General features: G+C 65.5%; 13 protein-coding genes and 1 tRNA gene. 3 read left to right on the plus strand and 11 right to left on the minus strand.

Annotated elements, in window-relative coordinates:
- Window positions 1-348: 348 nt before the first annotated feature.
- From ada to dnaE, 6 genes are all read right to left on the minus strand, one after another.
- Entirely contained in the window at window positions 349-1,422 is a 1,074-nt protein-coding gene (ada, locus tag KAQ61_RS07615; RefSeq protein WP_244983020.1) for a bifunctional DNA-binding transcriptional regulator/O6-methylguanine-DNA methyltransferase Ada, read from the minus strand.
- 475 nt (window positions 1,423-1,897) lie between these two features.
- Window positions 1,898-3,346, minus strand: coding sequence for an exodeoxyribonuclease I (gene sbcB / locus KAQ61_RS07620; protein ID WP_210931166.1), 1,449 nt, complete (start codon window positions 3,344-3,346; stop codon window positions 1,898-1,900).
- A 134-nt stretch (window positions 3,347-3,480) separates the two neighbouring features.
- Window positions 3,481-4,935 (minus strand): cardiolipin synthase, encoded by a 1,455-nt coding sequence (cls, locus tag KAQ61_RS07625; protein ID WP_210931168.1) that lies wholly within the window; start codon window positions 4,933-4,935, stop codon window positions 3,481-3,483.
- Between the two features lie 119 nt (window positions 4,936-5,054).
- A complete protein-coding gene (gene clpA / locus KAQ61_RS07630) occupies window positions 5,055-7,394 on the minus strand; it encodes an ATP-dependent Clp protease ATP-binding subunit ClpA (RefSeq protein ID WP_042418521.1) in 2,340 nt (779 codons plus the stop codon).
- Between the two features lie 62 nt (window positions 7,395-7,456).
- Window positions 7,457-7,816 (minus strand): ATP-dependent Clp protease adapter ClpS, encoded by a 360-nt coding sequence (gene clpS / locus KAQ61_RS07635; RefSeq protein WP_081889018.1) that lies wholly within the window; start codon window positions 7,814-7,816, stop codon window positions 7,457-7,459.
- 131 nt (window positions 7,817-7,947) lie between these two features.
- Window positions 7,948-11,493, minus strand: a complete 3,546-nt coding sequence (dnaE, locus tag KAQ61_RS07640) for a DNA polymerase III subunit alpha (RefSeq protein ID WP_210931170.1) — start codon at window positions 11,491-11,493, stop codon at window positions 7,948-7,950.
- 195 nt (window positions 11,494-11,688) lie between these two features.
- Here dnaE and KAQ61_RS07645 point away from each other — a divergent pair, with 195 nt between their 5' ends.
- Entirely contained in the window at window positions 11,689-12,483 is a 795-nt protein-coding gene (locus tag KAQ61_RS07645; protein ID WP_183302511.1) for an outer membrane protein assembly factor BamD, read from the plus strand.
- A 109-nt stretch (window positions 12,484-12,592) separates the two neighbouring features.
- Window positions 12,593-12,669 (plus strand) — tRNA-Val (locus KAQ61_RS07650).
- A gap of 125 nt (window positions 12,670-12,794) precedes the next feature.
- On the opposite strand, the gene KAQ61_RS07655 is transcribed toward KAQ61_RS07650, so the two are convergent.
- From KAQ61_RS07655 to zapE, 3 genes are all read right to left on the minus strand, one after another.
- Complete coding sequence (locus KAQ61_RS07655; protein WP_244983064.1) at window positions 12,795-14,828, minus strand: DNA repair helicase YoaA; 2,034 nt, start codon at window positions 14,826-14,828, stop codon at window positions 12,795-12,797.
- 107 nt (window positions 14,829-14,935) lie between these two features.
- On the minus strand, window positions 14,936-15,625 hold the full coding sequence (locus KAQ61_RS07660; RefSeq protein WP_210931172.1) for a hypothetical protein: 690 nt from the start codon (window positions 15,623-15,625) through the stop codon (window positions 14,936-14,938).
- A 10-nt stretch (window positions 15,626-15,635) separates the two neighbouring features.
- Entirely contained in the window at window positions 15,636-16,733 is a 1,098-nt protein-coding gene (gene zapE, locus KAQ61_RS07665; protein WP_042418527.1) for a cell division protein ZapE, read from the minus strand.
- Window positions 16,734-16,988: 255 nt separating this feature from the next.
- Between zapE and KAQ61_RS07670 the strand changes: the two genes are divergently transcribed.
- Entirely contained in the window at window positions 16,989-17,822 is an 834-nt protein-coding gene (locus KAQ61_RS07670) for a PA3715 family protein (RefSeq protein ID WP_210931174.1), read from the plus strand.
- A gap of 207 nt (window positions 17,823-18,029) precedes the next feature.
- On the opposite strand, the gene lpdA is transcribed toward KAQ61_RS07670, so the two are convergent.
- On the minus strand, window positions 18,030-19,457 hold the full coding sequence (lpdA, locus tag KAQ61_RS07675; protein WP_210931176.1) for a dihydrolipoyl dehydrogenase: 1,428 nt from the start codon (window positions 19,455-19,457) through the stop codon (window positions 18,030-18,032).
- A gap of 93 nt (window positions 19,458-19,550) precedes the next feature.
- The gene (gene odhB / locus KAQ61_RS07680) at window positions 19,551-20,783 is read right to left on the minus strand and encodes a 2-oxoglutarate dehydrogenase complex dihydrolipoyllysine-residue succinyltransferase (RefSeq protein WP_042418532.1); all 1,233 of its coding nucleotides are present in this window, start codon (window positions 20,781-20,783) and stop codon (window positions 19,551-19,553) included.
- Between the last annotated feature and the right edge of the window lie 7 nt (window positions 20,784-20,790).

The raw sequence follows: 20,790 nt of genomic DNA on the forward strand, positions 1-20,790 counted from the left end.
GCCAGCCAAAGCTGGCGGCGCGCCGCGGTTTGACCCGTCTTCCTTCACCGCGCCTTCAGTAGGCCGTTGACGATTGCGCCGCCCAGAGGAGGGCCCCCACAAACGCGCGCATGGCGCGAATGGAGCCAACCAGTCCTCGGCCTCTTGCATGCTGACCTTGTCCGGCCGCCCCCAGAGCGTTTGCAGGCCTCGGCGCACCGCCGCATCGCCATGCAGCGACCCGCCCAGCCAGCCATAACCGCGCAGCAAGGCGTAGTTCACGGTCCAGGGGCCGATGCCACGGATGGCCAGCAGCTGCTCCCTCACGGCTTGCCAGGCGCTGCGAAAGACGCTCCACCGCCCCCGCGCTCATTGCGTGGCCTCCCGCGCCAGCAAGGCGCGCTTGCGCTCCACCCCCCAGCGGTAGCCCGACAGGCTGCCATCGGTCCGCACCACCCGGTGGCAGGGAATGGCCACTGCCAGCGCATTCGCCGCGCAGGCCCCGGCCACGGCACGCACGGCCTGGGGCGCACCAATGCGCTGGGCAATGTCGGTGTAACTGGCGGTCTGCCCCACAGGAATATCGCGCAGCGCCTGCCAGACGCGCTGCTGAAAGGCCGTGCCGCGCACATCCAGCGGCAGGTCCAGGCCCAGCTTGGGCATTTCGACAAAACCGACCACCTGGGCCATCCATTGCTCGAATTCGGCATCGCCGCCGATGCACTCCGCCTTGGGTAAGCGGTCCTGCAGGTCCCGCACCAAGGCCTCCGGATCGTCGCCCATCAGGATGGCGCAGAGGCCGCGCGCGCTGGCGGCCACCAGGATGGCCCCCAGCGAGCACTGGCCGATGGCAAAGCGGATCGTGACCTGCGCCCCGCCCCCCCGGTAGGTGGAGGGCGCCATGCCCAGCAGTTGCTGCGAAGCGTCGTAGAAACGGCCGCTCGAGTTGTAGCCCGCCTCGTAGATAGCCTGCGTGACCGAGCTGGCGCGCCCCAGCTCCGCCCGCACCTTCTCGGCGCGCAGCGCGGTGGCATAGGCTTTGGGCGTCACGCCAGTGACCGCCTGGAACACCCGGTGCACATGGAAAGTACTCATCTGGGCCAGTTGGGCCAGCTCCTGCAGGCTGGGCGGCGTCTCGGCCGCGGCGATGTGGCGGCACAGCCGGGCCACCAGCTCCGCGTGCTGAACCCGCTGTGGCGGCTGCTCGGGCTTGCAGCGCTTGCAGGGGCGAAAGCCGGCCTGCTCGGCCGCCGCGCGCGTCTGGAAGAAACCCACATTCTCGGGCCGCGGTGTGCGGGCGCCGCACGAGGGACGACAGTACACCCCCGTCGTCTTGACCGCGTAAAAGAACTGCCCATCGGCCTGCCGGTCGCGCGCGACGACCGCGGCCCAGCGGGGATCGGACACCACGGCCTGTGCCAGGGCCTCACTGTGCTTCGACATGGTCACGCCTTTCATCCAAAAACTGCATGTCGACACTGTAGATGCGGCGCCCGCCTCCAGCACTCCGGGTCTTGCTTTTGAATTCGTCAGCCCACAGCGACCGGCGCAGGGGGATGTGGGTGGTGCGGGCAGCAGCGGTGCGTCGTGCGCGCGCCGGCAGGCCCTGGGCATGCAGCCGCAGGGCGGGACATGGCCCAGTCCATGGCCGATGCGGGTGGCGGTGGCCATGCAGCGCCCTCCGGGGCGCCGAGTTCGCTGCGAGCCGCGCCGCGGAGGCTGAACTTCCCAAACCTGGGGTGGTGGGACCTGGGATGATCGAGCCTGGCGCCGTGCCCTTCGGCAGCGGTGCGCTGGCAGACCTGGCGCTTGCCCACCAAGCCGCAGACCACACAATCCCCAATTTTGATAGCTGCAAGCGCTTGCCAGGTCTGCGCCAGCAGCCATTTTCTTTACAAATTCAACGCCGTCCGGCGCTTCACTGCTCGGGGACGATGGCTTCGGCCCAGTCGTAGAGCGCACCCAGGATGTCTTCGGAGCGTTCGTCTTCCAGGGTTTCCGACAGGGCGTCGATCTGGGCAAACATCTGAGCGGCCGTGCGGGCGCCGCCCTGCCCGTCGATCAGCGCAGCAGCGCAGCGCTGCTGCCAGCGGGCAGTGTCCTGCTCGCTCAGGCTGTCGGGCCAGTTGCGGGCGCGCCAGCGGAACACCAACTCGGCCAGGCGCGCATCGTCAAAGCCGGTGCGGTCCATGGCCAGCTCCTGCGGCTTCAGCGCGCGCAGCTGGGTCAGGCGGCGGCGGTCGGCCGGGCCGACAAAGCCGTTGTACAGGTCCTGGTCCACATCCTGCGGGCCATGGCCTTCGAGGCGGCTGTAGACCTGCTTCCACAACGCGCTCATGTCGGGCAGCGCCCGCGCGGTGGCGGCGTGCGCCAGGCAGGTGTCCATGTCGATGCCCCAGCGCGCCGCCATTTCGGGCGTCAGCGTCTTGAGGTTGCGCACCACCATGGGCGACTTGTTGATGTGGATGCCCTTGATCGGCAGGCGCGTGACGCCCTCGGGCAGCTCGGCCGCCTTGGTGAACATGCGCAGGCGCAGGGTGTCGGCGTCCAGGCTGGCCAGCTCGGCCGGGTCGGCGTTCAGGTCCCAGCAGATGACCTCGTTCTTGTTGGTCGGGTGCTGGGCCAGCGGCCACATCACGGCAATGCAGCCGCGCTGCGGCGGGATCATGCCGGAGACATGCAGGAAGGGGCGCGCGTCGAACTGCTCGGCCGGCAGGCCCATTTCGTGCAGCACCTTGTCTTTCTTGCGCAGACCGAAGGCAAATTCAAACAGCTTGGGCTGGCGCTCGCGGATCAGCCGCGCCAGTGCGATGGTGGCGCGCACATCGCTGAGTGCGTCGTGGGCCTGGTCGTGCAGCAGGCCGTTGGCACGGGCCAGGTCCTCGAGCTTGAAGCTGGGGCTGCCGTCTTCCTTGGTGGGCCACTGGATGCCCTCGGGGCGCAGGGCGTAGACCATGCGCACCACATCGAGCAGGTCCCAGCGGCCACAGTCGTTCTGCCATTCGCGCGCATACGGGTCGATCAGGTTGCGCCAGAACAGGAAGCGCGTCACCTCGTCGTCAAAGCGGATGGTGTTGTAGCCCACGCCGACGGTGCCGGGCTGGGTGAAGGCGGCCTCGATCTGGCGCGCAAAGGCGTCCTCGGGCAGGCCTTGCTCCAGACATTGCTGGGGGGTGATGCCGGTGATCAGGCAGGATTCGGGGCTGGGCAGGTAGTCCGGTGCGGGCTGGCAATAGCACATCAGCGGCTCGCCGATTTCGTTGAGCTCCAGGTCCGTGCGGATGGCCGCGAACTGCGCGGGCCGGTCATAGCGGGGGTTGGCACCAAAGGTTTCGTAGTCGTGCCAGAGGAAGGTGTGTTCAGCCATGCTGCGAGTATGCCGCACGCCAGCTTCTGCCAAAGAGAGAGCGGCCTGCGCTGGATTTATCTGGCTTTCCGAGCCTTTTCAGCTGGAAATCCTTATTTACCGAGCGCAAGAAGCTCCTGGATAAATAGCAGCCGCTACAACAGCGGCGAGCACAGCCGCGCCAGCGAGTCGCCCAGGCGCTGCAGGAAGTGCTGGGGCCGTGCATAGCCCACGCGCCGGGCGTGCTGGAGGTCTTCGTAGAACTGCTGCTCCAGCTTGGCGGCAAAACTTTCGCCATAGACCACGGCGCAGACCTCGTAGTTCAGACGGAAGCTGCGGTTGTCGAAATTGGCCGTGCCGATGATGCCCACCATGTCGTCCACCAGCATGGTCTTGGAGTGCAGCATGCTGGCGTGGTACTCGTACACCTTGACGCGGCAGGCGATCAGCTCGTCAAAGTAGGAGCGCGCCGCGGCGGTGACGATGCGCGAATCCGATTTTTCCGGCACCAGCAGGCACACGTCCACCCCGCGCAAGGCGGCATTGGTCAGCGCCAGCATGGCCGCCTCGGTGGGCACGAAGTACGGCGTGGTCAGCCATACGCGTTGGTGCGCGGCATGGATGGCTGCAACGTGCACGCGGTGGATGGCCTCCATGTTGCTGTCCGGGCCCGAGGTCATGATCTGCACCACCTGGTCGCCATCGGGCAGCTCGGGCAGCAGGGCCTCCCAGTCGCGGGGTTCGGTCTTGCGCGCATAGTCCAGCGCATAGGCCCAGTCCTCGAGGAACACCGTCTGCAGCCAGTTGACCACCGGCCCCTCCAGCCGCACGTGGACGTCGTGGTAGGCATCGGACTGGATGCGTTTGTCCTCCTCGTCGGTGATGTTCACGCCACCGGTGTAGCCGATGCGCCCGTCGATCACCACGATCTTGCGGTGGCTGCGGAAATTGATGACCGGCCGCACGCGCCGCCCCAGGCGCGTGGGGTGGAACAGCGCCACCTCGCCGCCCGCGGCCTCCAGCGGCGCGTAATGCCGCCGCGCCAGGCGCTTGGAACCCAGGGCGTCCACCAGCAGGCGCACGGCCACGCCTTCGCGCGCCTTCTCACACAGCGCCGCGATCAGGCCCAGCCCGGTACGGTCGGGCTCGAAAATGTAGTACTCCAGATGGATGTGCTGGCGCGCCTGGCGCACGGCCGCCAGGATGCTGTCGAAGGTGGCGGCGCCGCCCACCAGCAGCTCGACCCGGTCGGCGGTGCTGACGGGGAAATTCGTGGCCGCGGCCACCAGCTTGACCACCTGGTGCAGGCGCTCGGGGGCTTGCGGCACCTTCTCCTTGAGCCGCGCCATGCTGCCGCGCACGCGCGAACGGCGGCGGCTGCGCAGGCGCCGCAGACGCTGGCGCTTGAGCCGCCGTGGGCCCAGGAAGTAATAGATCACCAGCCCCAGCACCGGAATCACCGCCATTGACAGCAACCAGCTGAGCGTGGCCACCGGCGCGCGGCGCTGGAGCACGATCCACACCCCGACCACGGCCACATAGGCAGGCCAGAGGATGGACAGCAGCCCGACGACATGCTCGCGCGTCAACCAGGGTGATATCGCGTCCACATCTCCTCCTTCTGATATGGGCACAGACTGTAGCCTGCCTGCCCGGTAGCCACCGCCTTGCCGACACAAAAAAAGCCGACAGTGCGGACACTGTCGGCTTTTGGCTGCGCGCCAGACGCTCAGTCTGCAGCGGCCGCCTCTTCAGGCTCGGCGGGCTCCGACTTGGTCTCCGCCTGCGGCACGCTGCTGATCTCCAGCAGCACATCGCCCACGCCGTTGTTGGCGGCAGCATCCCAGTCCACTTCCAGGCGACCACCGTTGACCAGACGACCGAACAGCAGTTCGTCGGCCAGCGAGCGGCGGATGGTGTCCTGGATCAGGCGCTGCATCGGGCGTGCGCCCATCGAAGGATCGAAGCCCTTGGCCGCCAGATGCTTGCGCAGCTTGTCGGTGAAGGTGACTTCCACCTTCTTCTCGGCCAGCTGTTGCTCCAGCTGCAGCAGGAACTTGTCCACCACGCGCAGGATGATCTGTTCGTCCAGCGGCTTGAAGCTGACAATGGCGTCCAAGCGGTTGCGGAACTCGGGCGTGAACAGGCGCTTGATGTCGCCCATTTCGTCGCCGGGCTGGCGCTGTGTCGTGAAGCCGATGGTCGCCTTCTGCATGGTCTCGGCCCCGGCATTCGTGGTCATGATGATGATCACGTTGCGGAAGTCGGCCTTGCGCCCGTTGTTGTCTGTCAGCGTGCCGTGGTCCATGACCTGCAGCAGCACGTTGAAAATGTCGGGGTGCGCCTTCTCGATTTCATCCAGCAGCAGCACCGAATGCGGCTTCTTGGTGATGGCCTCGGTCAGCAGACCACCCTGGTCGTAGCCCACATAGCCCGGAGGTGCACCAATCAGGCGACTGACGGCATGGCGCTCCATGTACTCGGACATGTCGAAGCGGATCAAGTCCACCCCCAGGATGTAGGCCAGCTGCTTGGCGGCTTCCGTCTTGCCGACACCGGTCGGGCCGGAGAACAGGAAGGAGCCAATTGGCTTCTCGGGCTTGCCCAGGCCGGAGCGCGCCATCTTGACAGCGCTGGCCAGCACTTCCAGGGCCTTGTCCTGACCGAACACCACGCTCTTGAGGTCGCGCTCCAGCGTCTGCAGCTTGCTGCGGTCGTCGTTGGAGACGTTGGCAGGGGGAATCCGGGCGATCTTGGCCACAATTTCCTCAACCTCCAGGCGGCCGATCGTGCCCTTGCGCTTGCTGACTTCCATCACGCGCTGGGCGGCACCGGCCTCGTCGATCACGTCAATGGCCTTGTCGGGCAGGTGGCGGTCATTGATGTACTTGGCCGACAGCTCGGCTGCCGCCTGCAGTGCCTCGGTCGCGTACTTCACGCCGTGGTGCTCTTCGAAGCGGGGCTTAAGGCCCTTGAGGATTTCAATGGTCTCTGGGACGGTCGGCTCAACCACATCCACCTTCTGGAAGCGGCGCGACAGGGCCGAGTCCTTCTCGAAGATACCGCGGTACTCGGTGAACGTGGTGGCGCCAATGCACTTGAGCTGGCCGCTGGACAGGGCGGGCTTGAGCAGGTTGGATGCATCCAGCGTACCGCCCGAGGCCGCACCGGCACCGATCAGGGTGTGGATCTCGTCGATGAACAGGATGGCATTGGGCTTTTCCTTGAGCGTCTTGAGCACGCCCTTGAGGCGTTGCTCGAAGTCGCCGCGGTACTTGGTGCCCGCCAGCAGCGCGCCCATGTCCAGCGAATAGACCACGGCTTCGGACAGCACCTCGGGCACCGTGCCCTCGGTGATGCGCCAGGCCAGGCCCTCGGCAATCGCGGTCTTGCCCACGCCAGCCTCACCCACCAGCAGCGGGTTGTTCTTGCGGCGGCGGCACAGGATCTGGATGGTGCGCTCGACTTCGTAGTCGCGGCCGATCAGCGGATCGATCTTGCCTTCCTTGGCGGCCTGGTTCAGATTGAGCGTGTACTGCTCCAGCGGCGACGCCTTCTCGGAACGCTCGTTGCCCATGGATGCTTCTTCGCCCTCCATGCCGTTGTCGGACTTGGCGGGTTCGGGCGGATCGCTCTTGCGGATGCCGTGGGCAATGTAGTTCACCACGTCCAGGCGCGTCACCCCCTGCTGGTGCAGATAGTAGACGGCGTGGGAGTCCTTCTCGCCGAAGATCGCGACCAGCACGTTGGCACCCGTCACCTCCTTCTTGCCGTTGCCGGTGGACTGCACGTGCATGATGGCGCGCTGGATCACCCGCTGGAAACCCAGCGTGGGCTGCGTGTCGACCTCTTCCGTGCCGGCGACCTGGGGGGTGTTGTCCTTGATGAAGTTGCTCAGAGAAGCACGCAGGTCATCAATGTTGGCGGAGCAGGCGCGCAGGACATCGGACGCACTGGGGTTGTCCAGCAGGGCCTGCAGCAGGTGCTCCACGGTTATGAATTCGTGACGTTGTTGACGCGCTTCAACAAACGCCATGTGCAAGCTGACTTCCAGTTCTTGGGCAATCATGCGTTCGCTCCTTTGTGCTTGCGGGTTACTTGACTAACTTGGTAGGTCGGGGCAATTGCCATTTATTCAATAGGCTCGCTGACAGCTTGCAACGGATGACCCGCCTGCTGGGCTGCTTGCATCACCTGGTCCACCTTGGTGGCTGCAATGTCCCTGGAATAAACACCACATACGCCCCGTCCATCCATATGGATTTTGAGCATGATTTGCGTCGCCTGTTCCCGGTCTTTGCCAAAGAATTCCTGTAACACCACGATCACGAACTCCATCGGTGTGAAGTCGTCATTCAGCATGACTACTTGGTACATCGGGGGTGGCGCCAGCTTTTGCGTGCGCCGCTCCAGCACCACGGCCTGGTCATCGTCCTCCCGAGAGATGGGGTCAGGCGAGGCGGGGCGGTGCGGAATTTGTGGGGTAGCCATGAATTTCATTCTAGCGATCTGCCCAAGCTCATTCTTCCTGGGCTGAATTGGGAGCGATTAGGGATATTTCAAGAAACATCATGTAGGACACTGCAAGCTGCAAGCCTACATGGGGTCTGAGGACGGCGGCCTCAAGCGTTGCGCCACACCAGTTGGCAGCTGGCCGTGCCGACTTCGGCACGCCATGCCGCCAGGGCCGCATCGCTGGGGTAGAACTTGTGCTGCTCGCCCAGATCGACTTCGGCCAAGGCCGCCATGCCATCGGCCTCGCAGCGCACGCCCAGGCGCACGCGCAGGCCACGCCGCAGTTCGCCCTCTGGCGTGACCTCGCGCTGCGCCGGGAACTCCCGCAGCAGGCGCTGCACATCCGGCAGCTTGTGGGCCGCATCCACCTGCAGATAGCGCGCAAAGCGGCAGCGCGCATCGGCCAGGCTGAACACGTTCTGCGCCTTGATGCGCAAGCCGCCACTGAAGTGGTCGTGCTGCACGCGACCGCTGAGCACCACGAACTCGTCGTCCTTGAGCAGATCACTGTGGGCATTCAGCGTGGCCTCGTCCACCGAGGCCTCCAGCACCGCACTCTTGTCGTCCAGCTTGAACAGGCACAGCTTGCCGCGCTGGCCGTTGATCACACGCAGATCACTCACGATGCCGGCCAGCAACTGCGGCTCGCGGCTGTCGCCCAGCTCGCTCAACGGGGTGCGCAGGAAGTTGCGCACTTCGTGCTCCACCTCGTCGAAGAGGTGGCCCGACAGGTAAAAACCCACCGCCAGCTTTTCCTGCGTCAGGCGCTCCTTGACGCCCCAGGGCAGGACTTCGGCCAGTGCCGGCTCCTGGGTGCTGGAGCCCTGGGCATCGTCGCCCATCATGTCGAACAGGCCGCCCTGGTTGGCATTCGCCAGTTGGGCGTTCGCGTACTCGAACGCATGGTCGACCGAGGCCACCAGCGCCGCGCGGTCCAGGTGGATGCTGTCGAAGGCCCCTGCCTTGATCAGGGCCTCCAGCGTGCGCTTGTTCAGCTTGCTGCGGTCCACGCGCGCACAGAAGTCGCACAGGCTCTTGAAGGGTCCCTTGACATGCCCGTCCGGACCCACACCCTGGCCTTCGCGCGCGGCGATGATGGCTTCGATCGCCTGCTGGCCGGTGCCCTTGATCGCACCCAGGCCATAGCGGATGACCTGGTCCGTGACGGGCTCAAAGCGGTACACGCCGCGGTTGACGTCGGGCATCTCGAAGCTCATGCCCATCTTCAGCGCATCTTCGTACAGCACCTTGAGTTTGTCGGTGTTGTCCATTTCCACGGTCATATTCCCGCAGAAAAATTCCGCCGTGTAGTGCACCTTGAGCCAAGCCGTGTGGTAGGCCAGCAGCGAATAGGCGGCCGCGTGCGACTTGTTGAAGCCGTAACCCGCGAATTTCTCCATCAGGTCGAACACTTCACCGGCCTTGTGCTCATCGATGCCCTGCTTGGCCGCGCCCTCGCAGAAGGTGGCACGGTGCTTGACCATTTCCTCCACCTTCTTCTTGCCCATGGCCCGGCGCAGCAAGTCGGCGCCGCCCAGCGAATAACCGCCCAGCACCTGGGCCGTCTGCATCACCTGCTCTTGGTAGACCATGATGCCGTAGGTTTCGGCCAGCACCTGCTCCACCAGCGGGTGCGGGTACTCGATCTGCTCGCGCCCGTGCTTGCGCGCCACAAAGGACGGGATCAGGTCCATGGGGCCGGGACGGTACAGCGCGTTCAGCGCGATCAGGTCTTCCAGGCGCGAAGGCTTGGCATCGCGCAACATGCCCTGCATGCCGCGCGATTCAAACTGGAACACGGCCTCGGTCTTGCCCTCCTGGAACAGCTTGTAGGTCGGGTAGTCGTCCAGCGGGATTTCCTCGAAGCGGAAGTGCTCCTGGCCCTTGTGGCGCTTCATGATGAACTCGCGCGCGATCTCCAGGATGGTCAGCGTGGCCAGGCCCAAGAAGTCGAACTTCACCAGGCCAATCTGCTCCACGTCGTCCTTGTCGAACATCGCCACGGCCGAATCGCTGCCCGGCTGCTGGTACAAGGGGCAAAAATCCGTTAGCTTGCCCGGTGCGATCACCACACCCCCGGCGTGCATGCCGATGTTGCGGGTCATGCCTTCGAGCTTTTGCGCCAGCTCGATCAGGTTCTTGACGTCTTCCTCCTGCTCGATGCGCTGCGCCAGCACGGGCTCCGCCTCGATCGCATAGGTGTACTTGTCGCCCTCCTTCTTGGGATTGGGCGGGTACTTCAGGGTGACGTGCAAGCCCGGCTTGTTCGGGATCAGCTTGGAGATGCCGTCACAGAAGGTGTAGCTCATGTCCATGGCCCGGCCCACGTCGCGGATCACCGCCCGTGCGGCCATGGTGCCGAAGGTCGCGATCTGGCTGACCGCATTGCGACCGTAGCGGTCCTTCACGTAGTCGATCACCCGGTCGCGGTTGGCCTGGCAGAAGTCCACGTCGAAGTCGGGCATGGAAACCCGCTCGGGGTTCAGGAAACGTTCGAACAGCAGGTTGTAGTGGATGGGATCCAGGTCCGTGATCTGGAGCACATAGGCCACCAGCGAGCCCGCCCCCGAGCCACGGCCCGGGCCCACCGGGCAGCCGTTGTTCTTGGCCCAGTTGATGAAGTCCGCCACGATCAGGAAGTAGCCGGGAAAGCCCATCTTCAAAATGATGCCCAGCTCAAACTCCAGGCGTTCCACGTACTGCGGGCGCTTGGCGTTGCGCACGGCGGCATCGGGGAACAGCAGCACCAGGCGCTCTTCCAGCCCCTCGAACGAGGCATGGCGGAAATAGTCCGTGATCGACATGCCGTTCGGCGTGGGGAAGTCCGGCAGGAAATACTTGCCCAGCAGCAGGGAGACGCTGCAGCGGCGGGCGATTTCCACCGTGTTCTCGATGGCCGAGGGAATGTCGGCGAACAGCTGCTCCATGTCGGCGCTGCTCTTGAAATACTGCTCCCGCGTGAACCGGCGCACCCGCTTGGGATTGCCCAGCACCTCACCTTCGGAAATGCACACCCGAGTTTCGTGGGATTCGTAATCCGTCGGCTTGTAGAACTGGATCGGGTGCGTGGCCACCACCGGCAGGTGCAGGCGCGCCGCCAGCTGCACGGTCTGCATCACCAGCTTTTCGTCCTCGCTGCGCCCGGCGCGCTGCAACTCCAGGTAAAAGCGGTGCGGGAACATGCTCGCCAGCTGCAGCGCCATGTTCGCCGCGCCTTGGGTGTCCCCCCGCAGCAAGGCCTGACCGATCGGCCCGGCGTTCGCCCCGGACAGCAGCAGCAGGCCCTCGCCCAGTTCCTGCAACCACTCCCATTTGAAAAACGGCTGCGCCTGGACCTTGGAGACATTGCCGGTCCAGCCCCGCGCCAGGATTTCCGACAGGTTGTGGTAGCCATGCTGGCTTTGCACCAGCACCAGCACCCGGCTGGTGGGCCCGCCCGCCAGCCCTTCCATGTTGAGCTCCGCGCCCAGGATGGGCTTCACGCCCTTGCCCCTGCCGGCCTTGTAGAACTTCAGCGCCCCGAACAGGTTGTTCAGATCGGTAATGGCCAGCGCGGGCTGGCTGTCCGCCGCCGCAGCGTTGATAACGTCATTGATACGACAAGTTCCATCGACGACGGAGAACTCGGTGTGCAGGCGCAAGTGAACAAACATATGGGGCAGATTGTAGAAAAAGACGAAGCCTCCTTGACCAAGCCGCCGCCATGCCCACAGCCATTCACGGAGGCCATGCGCTTTCGGGAGACCAGATTTAGCCCTATACAATGCACCTCACATTACGGATTGCGGGCTGTCCCTGGGCGGCCCGACTCGGAACTCGTTTCAACTTCTGCCCGAAAGCTGTTTGTCATGCTGCGTATTTCACGACCTGTTCTTGCTGCTGCGTTTGCAGCCGGCCTGCTGGCTGGTTGCTCTTCGACCAAAGAAGACCCCACAGCAAACTGGTCCCCCGATCGCATCTACACCGAAGCCCGGGACGAAGCCACGGCCGGCGCCTTCGACAAGGCCGTGCCGCTGTTCGAAAAGCTGGAAGGCCGCGCTGCGGGCACCCCGCTGGCCCAGCAGGCCCAGATCGAGAAGGCCTACGCCCAGTACAAGGCCGGTGAAAAAGAGCAGGCCCATGCCACGCTGGACCGCTTCATCCGCCTGCACCCCACCAGCCCCGCCATCGACTACGCGCTGTACCTCAAGGGCTTGGTGAACTTCAACGACAACCTTGGCATGTTTGCCTGGCTGTCGCGCCAGGATCTGTCCGAGCGTGACCAGAAGGCCGCCAAAGACTCCTACGAGTCCTTCCATGAGCTGACCAGCCGCTTCCCAGCTTCGCGCTACGCCCCCGATGCCCGCCAGCGCATGACCTACATCATCAATTCGCTGGCGCAGTACGAAGTGCACGTGGCCCGCTACTACTACAACCGCGGCGCTTATGTGGCAGCGATCGCCCGCGCCCAGGCCGCGTTGGCCGACTACCAGGGCGTGCCCGCCAGCCAGGAAGCGCTGGACATCCTCGTCAACTCCTACGACAAACTGGGCATGAACGACCTGCGCGACGACGCCAAGCGCGTGCGCGAGGCCAACTTTGCGAATGCGCCCGACGCCACCAAGACCACCCAGAAAAAAGGCCCCTGGTGGAAACTCTGGTGATGGCCAGGGTGGACCGCCCAGTGCACCACCCTTTTTTCACTGGAATTTTTTGCGCATTTGCCCTGAAGGCACTTAGAAAGCTGCTATAGTTTGTGCTTCGAACAAACACAGGCGCGTAGCTCAGTTGGTTAGAGCACCACCTTGACATGGTGGGGGTCGTTGGTTCGAATCCAATCGCGCCTACCAAATACCGCAAGCCCAACCCGCTTGCCCGAATGCCCGCTACCACGCGGGCATTTTGCTTTTTAGGCTCCCGATGACGACTGCGGAGCAAGCGCACGCCGCACAGCCGGGCACCGCGCAACTGCCCGTCAGACCTCCTCGACCGGCGATGCCCCCTCGGCCAGCCGGGCCAGGGCCTGGCGCCAGGCTGCGGTCGAGCCAATCCGGTGCATCGCCGGCAAGGCCTGGACGAGCCGCCGGCCATAGGCCTTGGTGCGCAGACGCACATCGGCCACCACCAGGATGCCGCGGTCGGTTTCACGCCGGATCAGGCGGCCCGCGCCCTGCTTCAAGGCCATGGCCGCCTCCGGCAGCATGTAGTCGGCAAACGGGCTACGACCGACCGCCTCCAGCTGGCGCGAGCGCGCCTCCACCAGCGGATCGTCCGGCGGCGGAAATGGCAGCTTGTCGATCACCACCAGCTGCAGCGCATCACCCGGAATGTCCACCCCTTCCCAGAAGGTCGACGAGGCCACCAGCACGCAACCGCGCCCCTGGACAGTGCCAGCACGAAAACGCTCCATCAGCACATGCTTGGGGCTCTGCCCCTGGACCAGCACATCCACCGGCTCCAGCAGGCCCAAGCGCTGCTGCAGGTGTTGGCCAATGCTGTCCAGCGCCTTGAGCGTGGTGGTCAGCACCAGCGTGCGCCCACCCAGCGCCAGGGCCCCTTCGGCCGCCAGCTGCGCCACGGCGGCACTGTGGGCGGCCTGCTGCGCGGGCTCGGGCATGTCTTCGGGCACGTACAGCACGGCCTGTCGGGCATAGTCGAACGGACTGTCCACCTTGAGCACCTGGGCCGCGCGCAGGCCGCAGGTTTCCGTGAACCAGCGCAGGTCCGCGTCATCCCCCAGCGTGGCCGAGGTGAAGATCCAGGCACGGGGTGCCGCCGGCGGCGTGCCCCCCTCTTCCTGCGCCTCAGGTTCCATGTGCGCGCGCATCAGCCGCGCAATGCTCAGCGGCGACTCCATCAGCTTCAGGTGCTGGCGCGTCACCTCCAGCCAGCGCACGGCGTCATCGGGCACCGGCTGGGCAAAGCTGGCCAGCTGGGACAGCAGGCGCGCACCGCGCTCGTACAGCGGCAACAGGGCGCGGGCGGTTTCCGCCACCTTGGCCAAGGCCAGCAGCAGCGCGCGCAGGGCCTGGCCCACGGCATGCAGCCCCTGGCGCCAGCTGGCCTCGGGCAAGCCCTCCGGCGCCACGCCCAGCCAGCGCAGGCGACTGCCGGGCGGGCATGCGCCCCCGACGGCACGCCAGGCGTTGATGGCCTGCTCCAGCTGTGCCAGCAGCTGCATCCAGTCGGCCAGCCCACGCGCATGCAGGGTCACATCCGCCAGCACATCCTTGATGTAGCCCTGCAGCTGGCGCGTGCCCAGGGTCCAGCCGGCAAACTGGATGCCGGTTTCATTGAGCTGGTGCGCCTCGTCCAGCACCACGACGCCGGCCGAGGGCAGCAACTGCGCCACGCCGGAATCGCGCACCTCCATGTCGGCAAAGAACAGGTGGTGGTTGACCACGCACACATCGGCGGCCAGGGCCTGGGCGCGTGCGGTGTTGACGTGGCACTGCTCCCAGTGGGCGCAGGCGCTGCCCACGCAGTTGTCCTTGGTCGACGTCACCATGGCCGCGACGGTGGAGTTTTCCACCCAGCCCGGCAGCTCGGCCAGATCACCGCTGCGGGTGCCGTGCGACCAGTCCTGCACCCGCGCCACGGCGCGCAGCACCTGCGGGTCCAGCGGCACCCGGCTTTGGTGCACCTGGCCCAGGCGGTGCAAGCACAGGTAGCTGGAACGCCCCTTGAGCCGCGCCACCCGCAGGGGCAGGCCCAGGGCCTGGACCAGGCGCGGCACATCGCGCAGGAACAGCTGGTCTTGCAGCGCCTTGGTGGCCGTGGAAATCAGCACCCGCTGGCCACTGAGCAGGGCCGGCACCAGGTAGGAGAAGGTCTTGCCGACGCCGGTGCCCGCCTCGACCACCAGCACGCCGCCGTCTTCCACGGTGCGCGCCACGGCCAGGGCCATGGCCGTCTGGCCGGGGCGTGGGCGAAAGTGCGGCTCTGCACGCGCCAGCCAGCCATCCTGGACAAAGGCGGCGGCCACTTGGTCGTGCAGGTTCAGGGGCAGCAAGGTGTTTTCAATAAAAAGTGAGCTGGCTGCGCAGGTTTTGCAGGCGTTTCACCTATAAAACCATGTGAAACGCTCGATAGGCTTGCGCCAACAGTTCCTCTTTTTCAAGGCTGCGGCAAGCCCTTGGGGGTGGGCAAAGGTTCGCCACGGCGCGGTTCTGCGCCACGGGCGCGGCGCGCCTCGGCCGCCTTTTGCTTGTCCTGCAGCGCCTGCACGCGCTGGGCCCGCTCAGCCTCGGACTTGGCCTCGCGCTCGGCCGCCCCGGCGGTGTGCGCCGCCTCGCGCTGCGCCTGGGCGGCAGCCCGCTGCTGGGCCGCGGTCTGGCGCTCCTGCTGCTCACGGGCCAGCTCCGCCGGCGTCTTGACCGCCGGCTGGGCGCCCTGCTTGGTGCTGGAGGTCATGGGCGCCGGCGCATGCTTTTCGCGCTGCTTTTGCTCGATGGCCCGCAGGCGCTCGCTGGCCTTTTCCTGGCGCTCCTCGCTGTTGATGCGCAGCTCGCGCTCGCGCAGCGCCGTGTCCTGCTCGCGCGCCTGGGCGCGGACCTCACGCAGGCAGTTGTCCACCGCAAAGCGCTGCCAGCAGGCTTTCTCGCCCTCCACCCTGCGGGCGTCGATCTGGGACCGCCTGTGCAGGATGTCCTGGCGCTCCTGTGCACGCTGCTGCGCGCGCTGTTGCAGCTCCTGCGGGGATGGTGCGGCATCGGCCGCGGGCACAGGCTGGGCCTGGACCGAAAACGCCAGCCAACCCAGGGTCAGCCAGCAGCCCGTACGCGTCAACAAGCAAGCAGATGTCATAGCTTTCAAATCAGGTCAGCCCGGTGTCCACCACCCGGCGCTCCAGCGCCAGGAACTCCTGGGATTGCATTTCGTTCAAGCGTGACACTGTACGCGGAAACTCGTGGGCCAACGGGCCTTCGGTGTACAGCTGCTCGGGCGGCACGGCGGCCGACATGATCAGCTTGACGCGCCGGTCGTAGAGCACGTCCACCAGCCAGGTGAAGCGGCGCGCCGGCGAGGCCATGTTGACCGGCATGTAGGGCACGTTGGACAGCAGCACGGTATGGAACTGCGAGGCGATTTCCAGGTAATCGTTCTGCGAGCGCGGGTTGTCGCACAGTTCGCGGAAGTCGAACCAGATCACGCCACCAGCGCGGCGCAGGGGCTTGAGTTCACGCGACTCGATCTTGAAGACCGGCTTCTCGTCGGGCACATCGGCCAGCTTCTCAAACGCATCCTTCATCGAGGCGTCCGCCTGCGGCCCCAGCGGGCAGTGGTAGAGCTGGACCATCTCCAGCGTGCGGCGGCGGTAGTCCGTGCCGTTGTCCACGTTGACCACGTCCATGCGGGCGTTGAGCAGGTCGATCGCCGGCAGGATACGGTCGCGGTGCAGCCCGTCAGGGTACAGCCCGTCGGGCGTGAAGTTGGAGGTGGTGACAAAGCCCACGCCATTGTCGAACAGCGACACCAGCAGGCGGTGCAGGATCATGGCGTCGGTGATGTCGGCCACGTGGAACTCGTCAAAGCAGATCAGCTTGTAGCGCTTGGCGATCTTGGCACCCAGCGCATCCAGCGGGTTCTGCGTGCCTTGCAGCAGATGCAGCTCGCGGTGCACTTCGCGCATGAATTCGTGGAAGTGCAGGCGCACCTTGCGCTTGATCGGCACGGCATTGAAAAAGCAGTCCATCAGGAAGCTCTTGCCCCGTCCGACCCCGCCGTACATATAGACGCCGCGCGGAATTTCCGGCTTCTGGAACAGCTTCTTGATCGCATTCGAGCGCTTGGATTTGTAAGCCGCCCAGTCATCGGCGCAGCGCTGCAACGCATCTACGGCGCGCAGCTGCGCAGGATCGGCGGTAAAGCCCTTGGCAGCCAGCTCGGCCTCGTACGCTTGTCTCACATTCACCTTCTACCTCCAACACGGGTCCATGGCTCAAGCATGCACTCGCGTTCAGCCAAGTCTCAGGGGGAAGGAGGCGAGGATGGGGGCACGCGACACAGGTCCATCGGTGCACGGCGTCGCAGCAGGCGCGCGGACAGCAGATCCGCAGGGGCTTGTGGGTATCATGTCGAGCCAACGACAAACCTGCATTCTAGCCGCCTGCACAGGCGCTTGCGTGCCAGCACGGCGGTCGCTGCAGCGCCCCCTCTCCCGCCTTCCATGCACCTCCCCCATCTCCTGCGCCACCCCACCCTGTCGATCGCGGTCCTGCTGGCCGCGGCCGCTGCCAGCCCTTCCGCTTGGGCAGACGACGAACAGGCCTGCGCCCCCAGCACCATCGCCGCCGTGGCACGCTGGGCCGGCGTCAGCGGCCCACTGGTGCCGTGGGAGACGCCAGGTGGCCTGATCGCGGCAGCGGCCTGCAAGCCCCTGCCCGATGCGCCGGAGACCACCATCGCGGCCATCGCCTTCGACACCTTGCAGGAAGGCCCCACCCAGGGCGACGGCAGCAAGCTGCAGGTGGTGGCCCTGGTCGAGCACGGCGCGGTGGTCGCCGCCCACCGCTCGCAGATTGAAGAGGACGCCACCACCGCCGTGGGCCGCTACCACATCGACACGGCGCGCTACAGACTCAGCCCCAGCGTGCGCGCCTTCGGCACGGTGTTCCACAGCCACGCCCTGGGCTCACGCTGCGGCGACGCGAATGCCAGCTCCGAGCTGACGCTGTGGGTGCGCGAAGGCCCGCAACTGCGCCCCGTGCTGGGCACCAACCTGCGGGGCTGGATCAGCATCGTGGGCACACCGTGCATGCTGCAAGAGCGCTTGCAGCGCAGCGAAGAGGCCCGAATCACCCTGGCCGTGGAAAAGACCAGCCGCCATGGCTTCGCCGACCTGTCCCTGACCGCGCACGTTACGCAGCACGAAGTGCGCGACGGCGCGGCCGGGCAGACCCGCCAGCGCCGGGTGCGCACCGTGCTGCGCTATGACGGCCAGTCGTATGGCAGCGACATGTTCCGCGACTTCTGGTACCCAGCCAGCCTGCGCCGCCCCTGAGACCTGCCCTGCGCACGCTGCAGACGCCAGCCTGCGGTCTGCACGGCCGCCGGATGCATCCGCAGGACCTGCATGCCTCCTATTGTCGGAATGCCTTTTGCCCCTGGCCCTGGCCCTGGCCCTGGATCACTCAGCATCCCCCCAAAAAAATAGCTGCCAGCGCCCTATCCACGGGCGCTGGCAGCTATTTACGGCTTGAAACTTGGTTTAGAAGTTCAGCGTACGCTTGTCCACGGCCAGGGCAGCTTCCTTGGTCGCTTCCGACAGCGAGGGGTGGGCGTGGCAGATGCGGGCGATGTCTTCGCTCGAGGCCTTGAACTCCATGGCCACCACGGCTTCGGAGATCAGCTCGGACACCATGGGGCCCACCATGTGCACGCCCAGGATTTCGTCGGTCTCGGCATCGGCCAGGAACTTCACCATGCCGGTGGTGTCACCCAGGGCGCGCGCACGGCCATTGGCCAGGAACGGGAAGGAGCCGGCCTTGTACTTCACGCCGTCGGCCTTCAGTTGCTGCTCGGTACGACCCACCCAGGCGATTTCAGGGCTGGTGTAGATCACCCAAGGGATGGTGGCGAAGTTCACGTGACCGTGCTGGCCGGCAATGCGCTCTGCCACGGCCACGCCCTCTTCCTCGGCCTTGTGCGCCAGCATGGGGCCGCGCACCACGTCACCCACCGCCCACACGCCGGGCAGGTTGGTCTTGCAATCGCCATCGACCACGATGGCACCGCGCTCGTCCAGCTCCAGGCCCACGGCCTCGGCGTTCAGACCGTTGGTGTTGGGCACGCGGCCGATCGACACCACCAGCTTGTCGGCTTCCAGCACCTGGGCTTCGCCCTTGGCGTTGGTGTATTCCAGCTTCACGCCGGCACCGGAGGTGTCGACGTTGCCGATCTTCACGCCCAGCTCAATCTTCAGGCCTTGCTTATCGAAGGACTTCTTGGCTTCCTTGGCGATCTGCTCGTCGACCGCCGACAGGAAGGCGGGTGCACCTTCCAGCACGGTCACTTCGGCACCCAGGCGGCGCCATACGGAGCCCATTTCCAGGCCGATCACGCCCGCACCGATCAGCGCCAGCTTCTTGGGCGTGGCGCCCACGCGCAGCGCGCCGTCGTTGGACAGCACCTTGTCTTCGTCGAAAGGCAGGCCGGGCAAGGCACGGGCGTTCGAGCCGGTGGCCACCACGATCTGTGCGCCGACCAGGGTTTCTTCGGCCTTGCCGGCCACCTTGATCTCATAGCCGCCGTCCACGGCCTTCACGAACGAAGCCGTACCGTGGAAGAAGGTGACCTTGTTCTTCTTGAACAGGTACAGGATGCCGTCGTTGTTCTGCTTCACGATGGCGTCCTTGCGGGCGATCATCTTGCTGACGTCCATGGCCACTTCGCCCGTGCTGATGCCGTGGTCGGCAAAGTGCAGCTTGGCGTGTTCAAAGTGCTCGGACGACTGCAGCAGCGCCTTGGAGGGAATGCAACCCACGTTGGTGCAGGTGCCGCCGGGTGCGGGCGTGCCGGCCGTGGTCGACCAAGCGTCGATACAGGCCACGTTCTTGCCCAGCTGGGCCGCGCGGATGGCGGCGATGTAGCCGCCGGGGCCGGCGCCGATCACGATAACGTCAAATTGCTTGCTCATAACTCAAAATCTCTGTGTGTCAGGTGCTTGAAAAAACCCACCGCAGGGCGTGGCCGAGGGTGGGTTTTCGTCGAGGTTCGAACCCTGTGGGAATTACAGGTCGAACAGCAGGCGGGAAGGATCTTCCAGCGCGTCCTTCATGGCCACCAGGCCCAGCACGGCTTCGCGGCCGTCGATGATGCGGTGGTCATACGACATGGCGAAGTAGTTCATGGGGCGCACCACGACCTGGCCGTTTTCGACCACGGCGCGGTCCTTGGTGGCGTGCACGCCCAGGATGGCGGACTGTGGGGGGTTGATGATGGGGGTGGACATCATCGAGCCGAAGGTACCGCCGTTGGAGATCGAGAAGGTGCCACCGGTCATCTCTTCAATGCCCAGCTTGCCGTCGGCTGCCTTCTTGCCGAATTCAGCGATCTTCTTTTCGATGTCGGCAAAGCTCATCTGGTCGGCGTTGCGCAGGATGGGCACCACCAGGCCACGGGGCGAACCCACGGCGATACCGATGTCGAAGTAGCCGTGGTAGACGATGTCGTTACCGTCCACCGAAGCGTTCAGCACGGGGTACTTCTTCAGGGCATGCACGGCTGCCTTCACGAAGAAGGACATGAAGCCCAGCTTCACTCCGTGTTCCTTGGTGAAGTCGTCCTGGAACTTCTTGCGCAGCGCCATCACGGGCGCCATGTTGATTTCGTTGAACGTCGTCAGGATGGCGTTGGTGGATTGCGACTGCAGCAGACGCTCGGCCACACGGGCACGCAGACGTGTCATGGGCACGCGCTGCTCGGGGCGACCCGACAGGTCTTCCTTGACGGCAGGTGCTGCCACCTGGGGCAAGGCAGCCTTGGGAGCGCCCGTGGGGATGCTGGCGCCCGCCTTGATGGCGGACAGGGCATCACCCTTGGTCACACGGCCATCCTTGCCTGTGCCAGCCACATTGGCGGCGGACAGGTTGTTCTCGGCCAGCAGCTTGGCAGCAGCAGGCATGGCCACATCGCCCTTGTTGGCGGCAGCGGCAGGCGCAGCAACCGGTGCAGCGGCGGCGGCAGGGGCTGCAGCCGCAGGTGCGGCAGCGCCGGCCACGGCTTCGGTGTCGATCTTGGCGATCAGCTGGTCGGCGGTCACGGTGGCACCGTCACCTTGCACGATTTCGGTCAGCACGCCAGCAGCGGGGGCAGGCACTTCCAGCACGACCTTGTCGGTTTCGATTTCGATCAGGATTTCGTCCACGGCGACAGCTTCGCCGGGCTTCTTCTTCCAAGTCAGCATGGTCGCTTCGGCGATGGACTCGGACAGCTGGGGGACTTTAACTTCTACGATTGCCATTTTGAAT

It is taken from the genome of Comamonas aquatica (assembly GCF_018064205.1).
In the GTDB taxonomy this organism is placed as follows: Bacteria; Pseudomonadota; Gammaproteobacteria; order Burkholderiales; family Burkholderiaceae_C; genus Comamonas; species Comamonas aquatica.

Excerpts from the sequence above, each read along its gene's own strand:
- ada (WP_244983020.1), bottom strand. The coding sequence starts at position 1,422 with ATGTCGAAGCACAGTGAGGCCCTGGCACAGGCCGTGGTGTCCGATCCC.
- sbcB (WP_210931166.1), bottom strand. The coding sequence starts at position 3,346 with ATGGCTGAACACACCTTCCTCTGGCACGACTACGAAACCTTTGGTGCC.
- clpA (WP_042418521.1), bottom strand. The coding sequence starts at position 7,394 with ATGATTGCCCAAGAACTGGAAGTCAGCTTGCACATGGCGTTTGTTGAA.
- clpS (WP_081889018.1), bottom strand. The coding sequence starts at position 7,816 with ATGGCTACCCCACAAATTCCGCACCGCCCCGCCTCGCCTGACCCCATC.
- dnaE (WP_210931170.1), bottom strand. The coding sequence starts at position 11,493 with ATGTTTGTTCACTTGCGCCTGCACACCGAGTTCTCCGTCGTCGATGGA.
- KAQ61_RS07645 (WP_183302511.1), top strand. The coding sequence starts at position 11,689 with ATGCTGCGTATTTCACGACCTGTTCTTGCTGCTGCGTTTGCAGCCGGC.
- KAQ61_RS07660 (WP_210931172.1), bottom strand. The coding sequence starts at position 15,625 with ATGACATCTGCTTGCTTGTTGACGCGTACGGGCTGCTGGCTGACCCTG.
- KAQ61_RS07670 (WP_210931174.1), top strand. The coding sequence starts at position 16,989 with ATGCACCTCCCCCATCTCCTGCGCCACCCCACCCTGTCGATCGCGGTC.
- lpdA (WP_210931176.1), bottom strand. The coding sequence starts at position 19,457 with ATGAGCAAGCAATTTGACGTTATCGTGATCGGCGCCGGCCCCGGCGGC.
- odhB (WP_042418532.1), bottom strand. The coding sequence starts at position 20,783 with ATGGCAATCGTAGAAGTTAAAGTCCCCCAGCTGTCCGAGTCCATCGCC.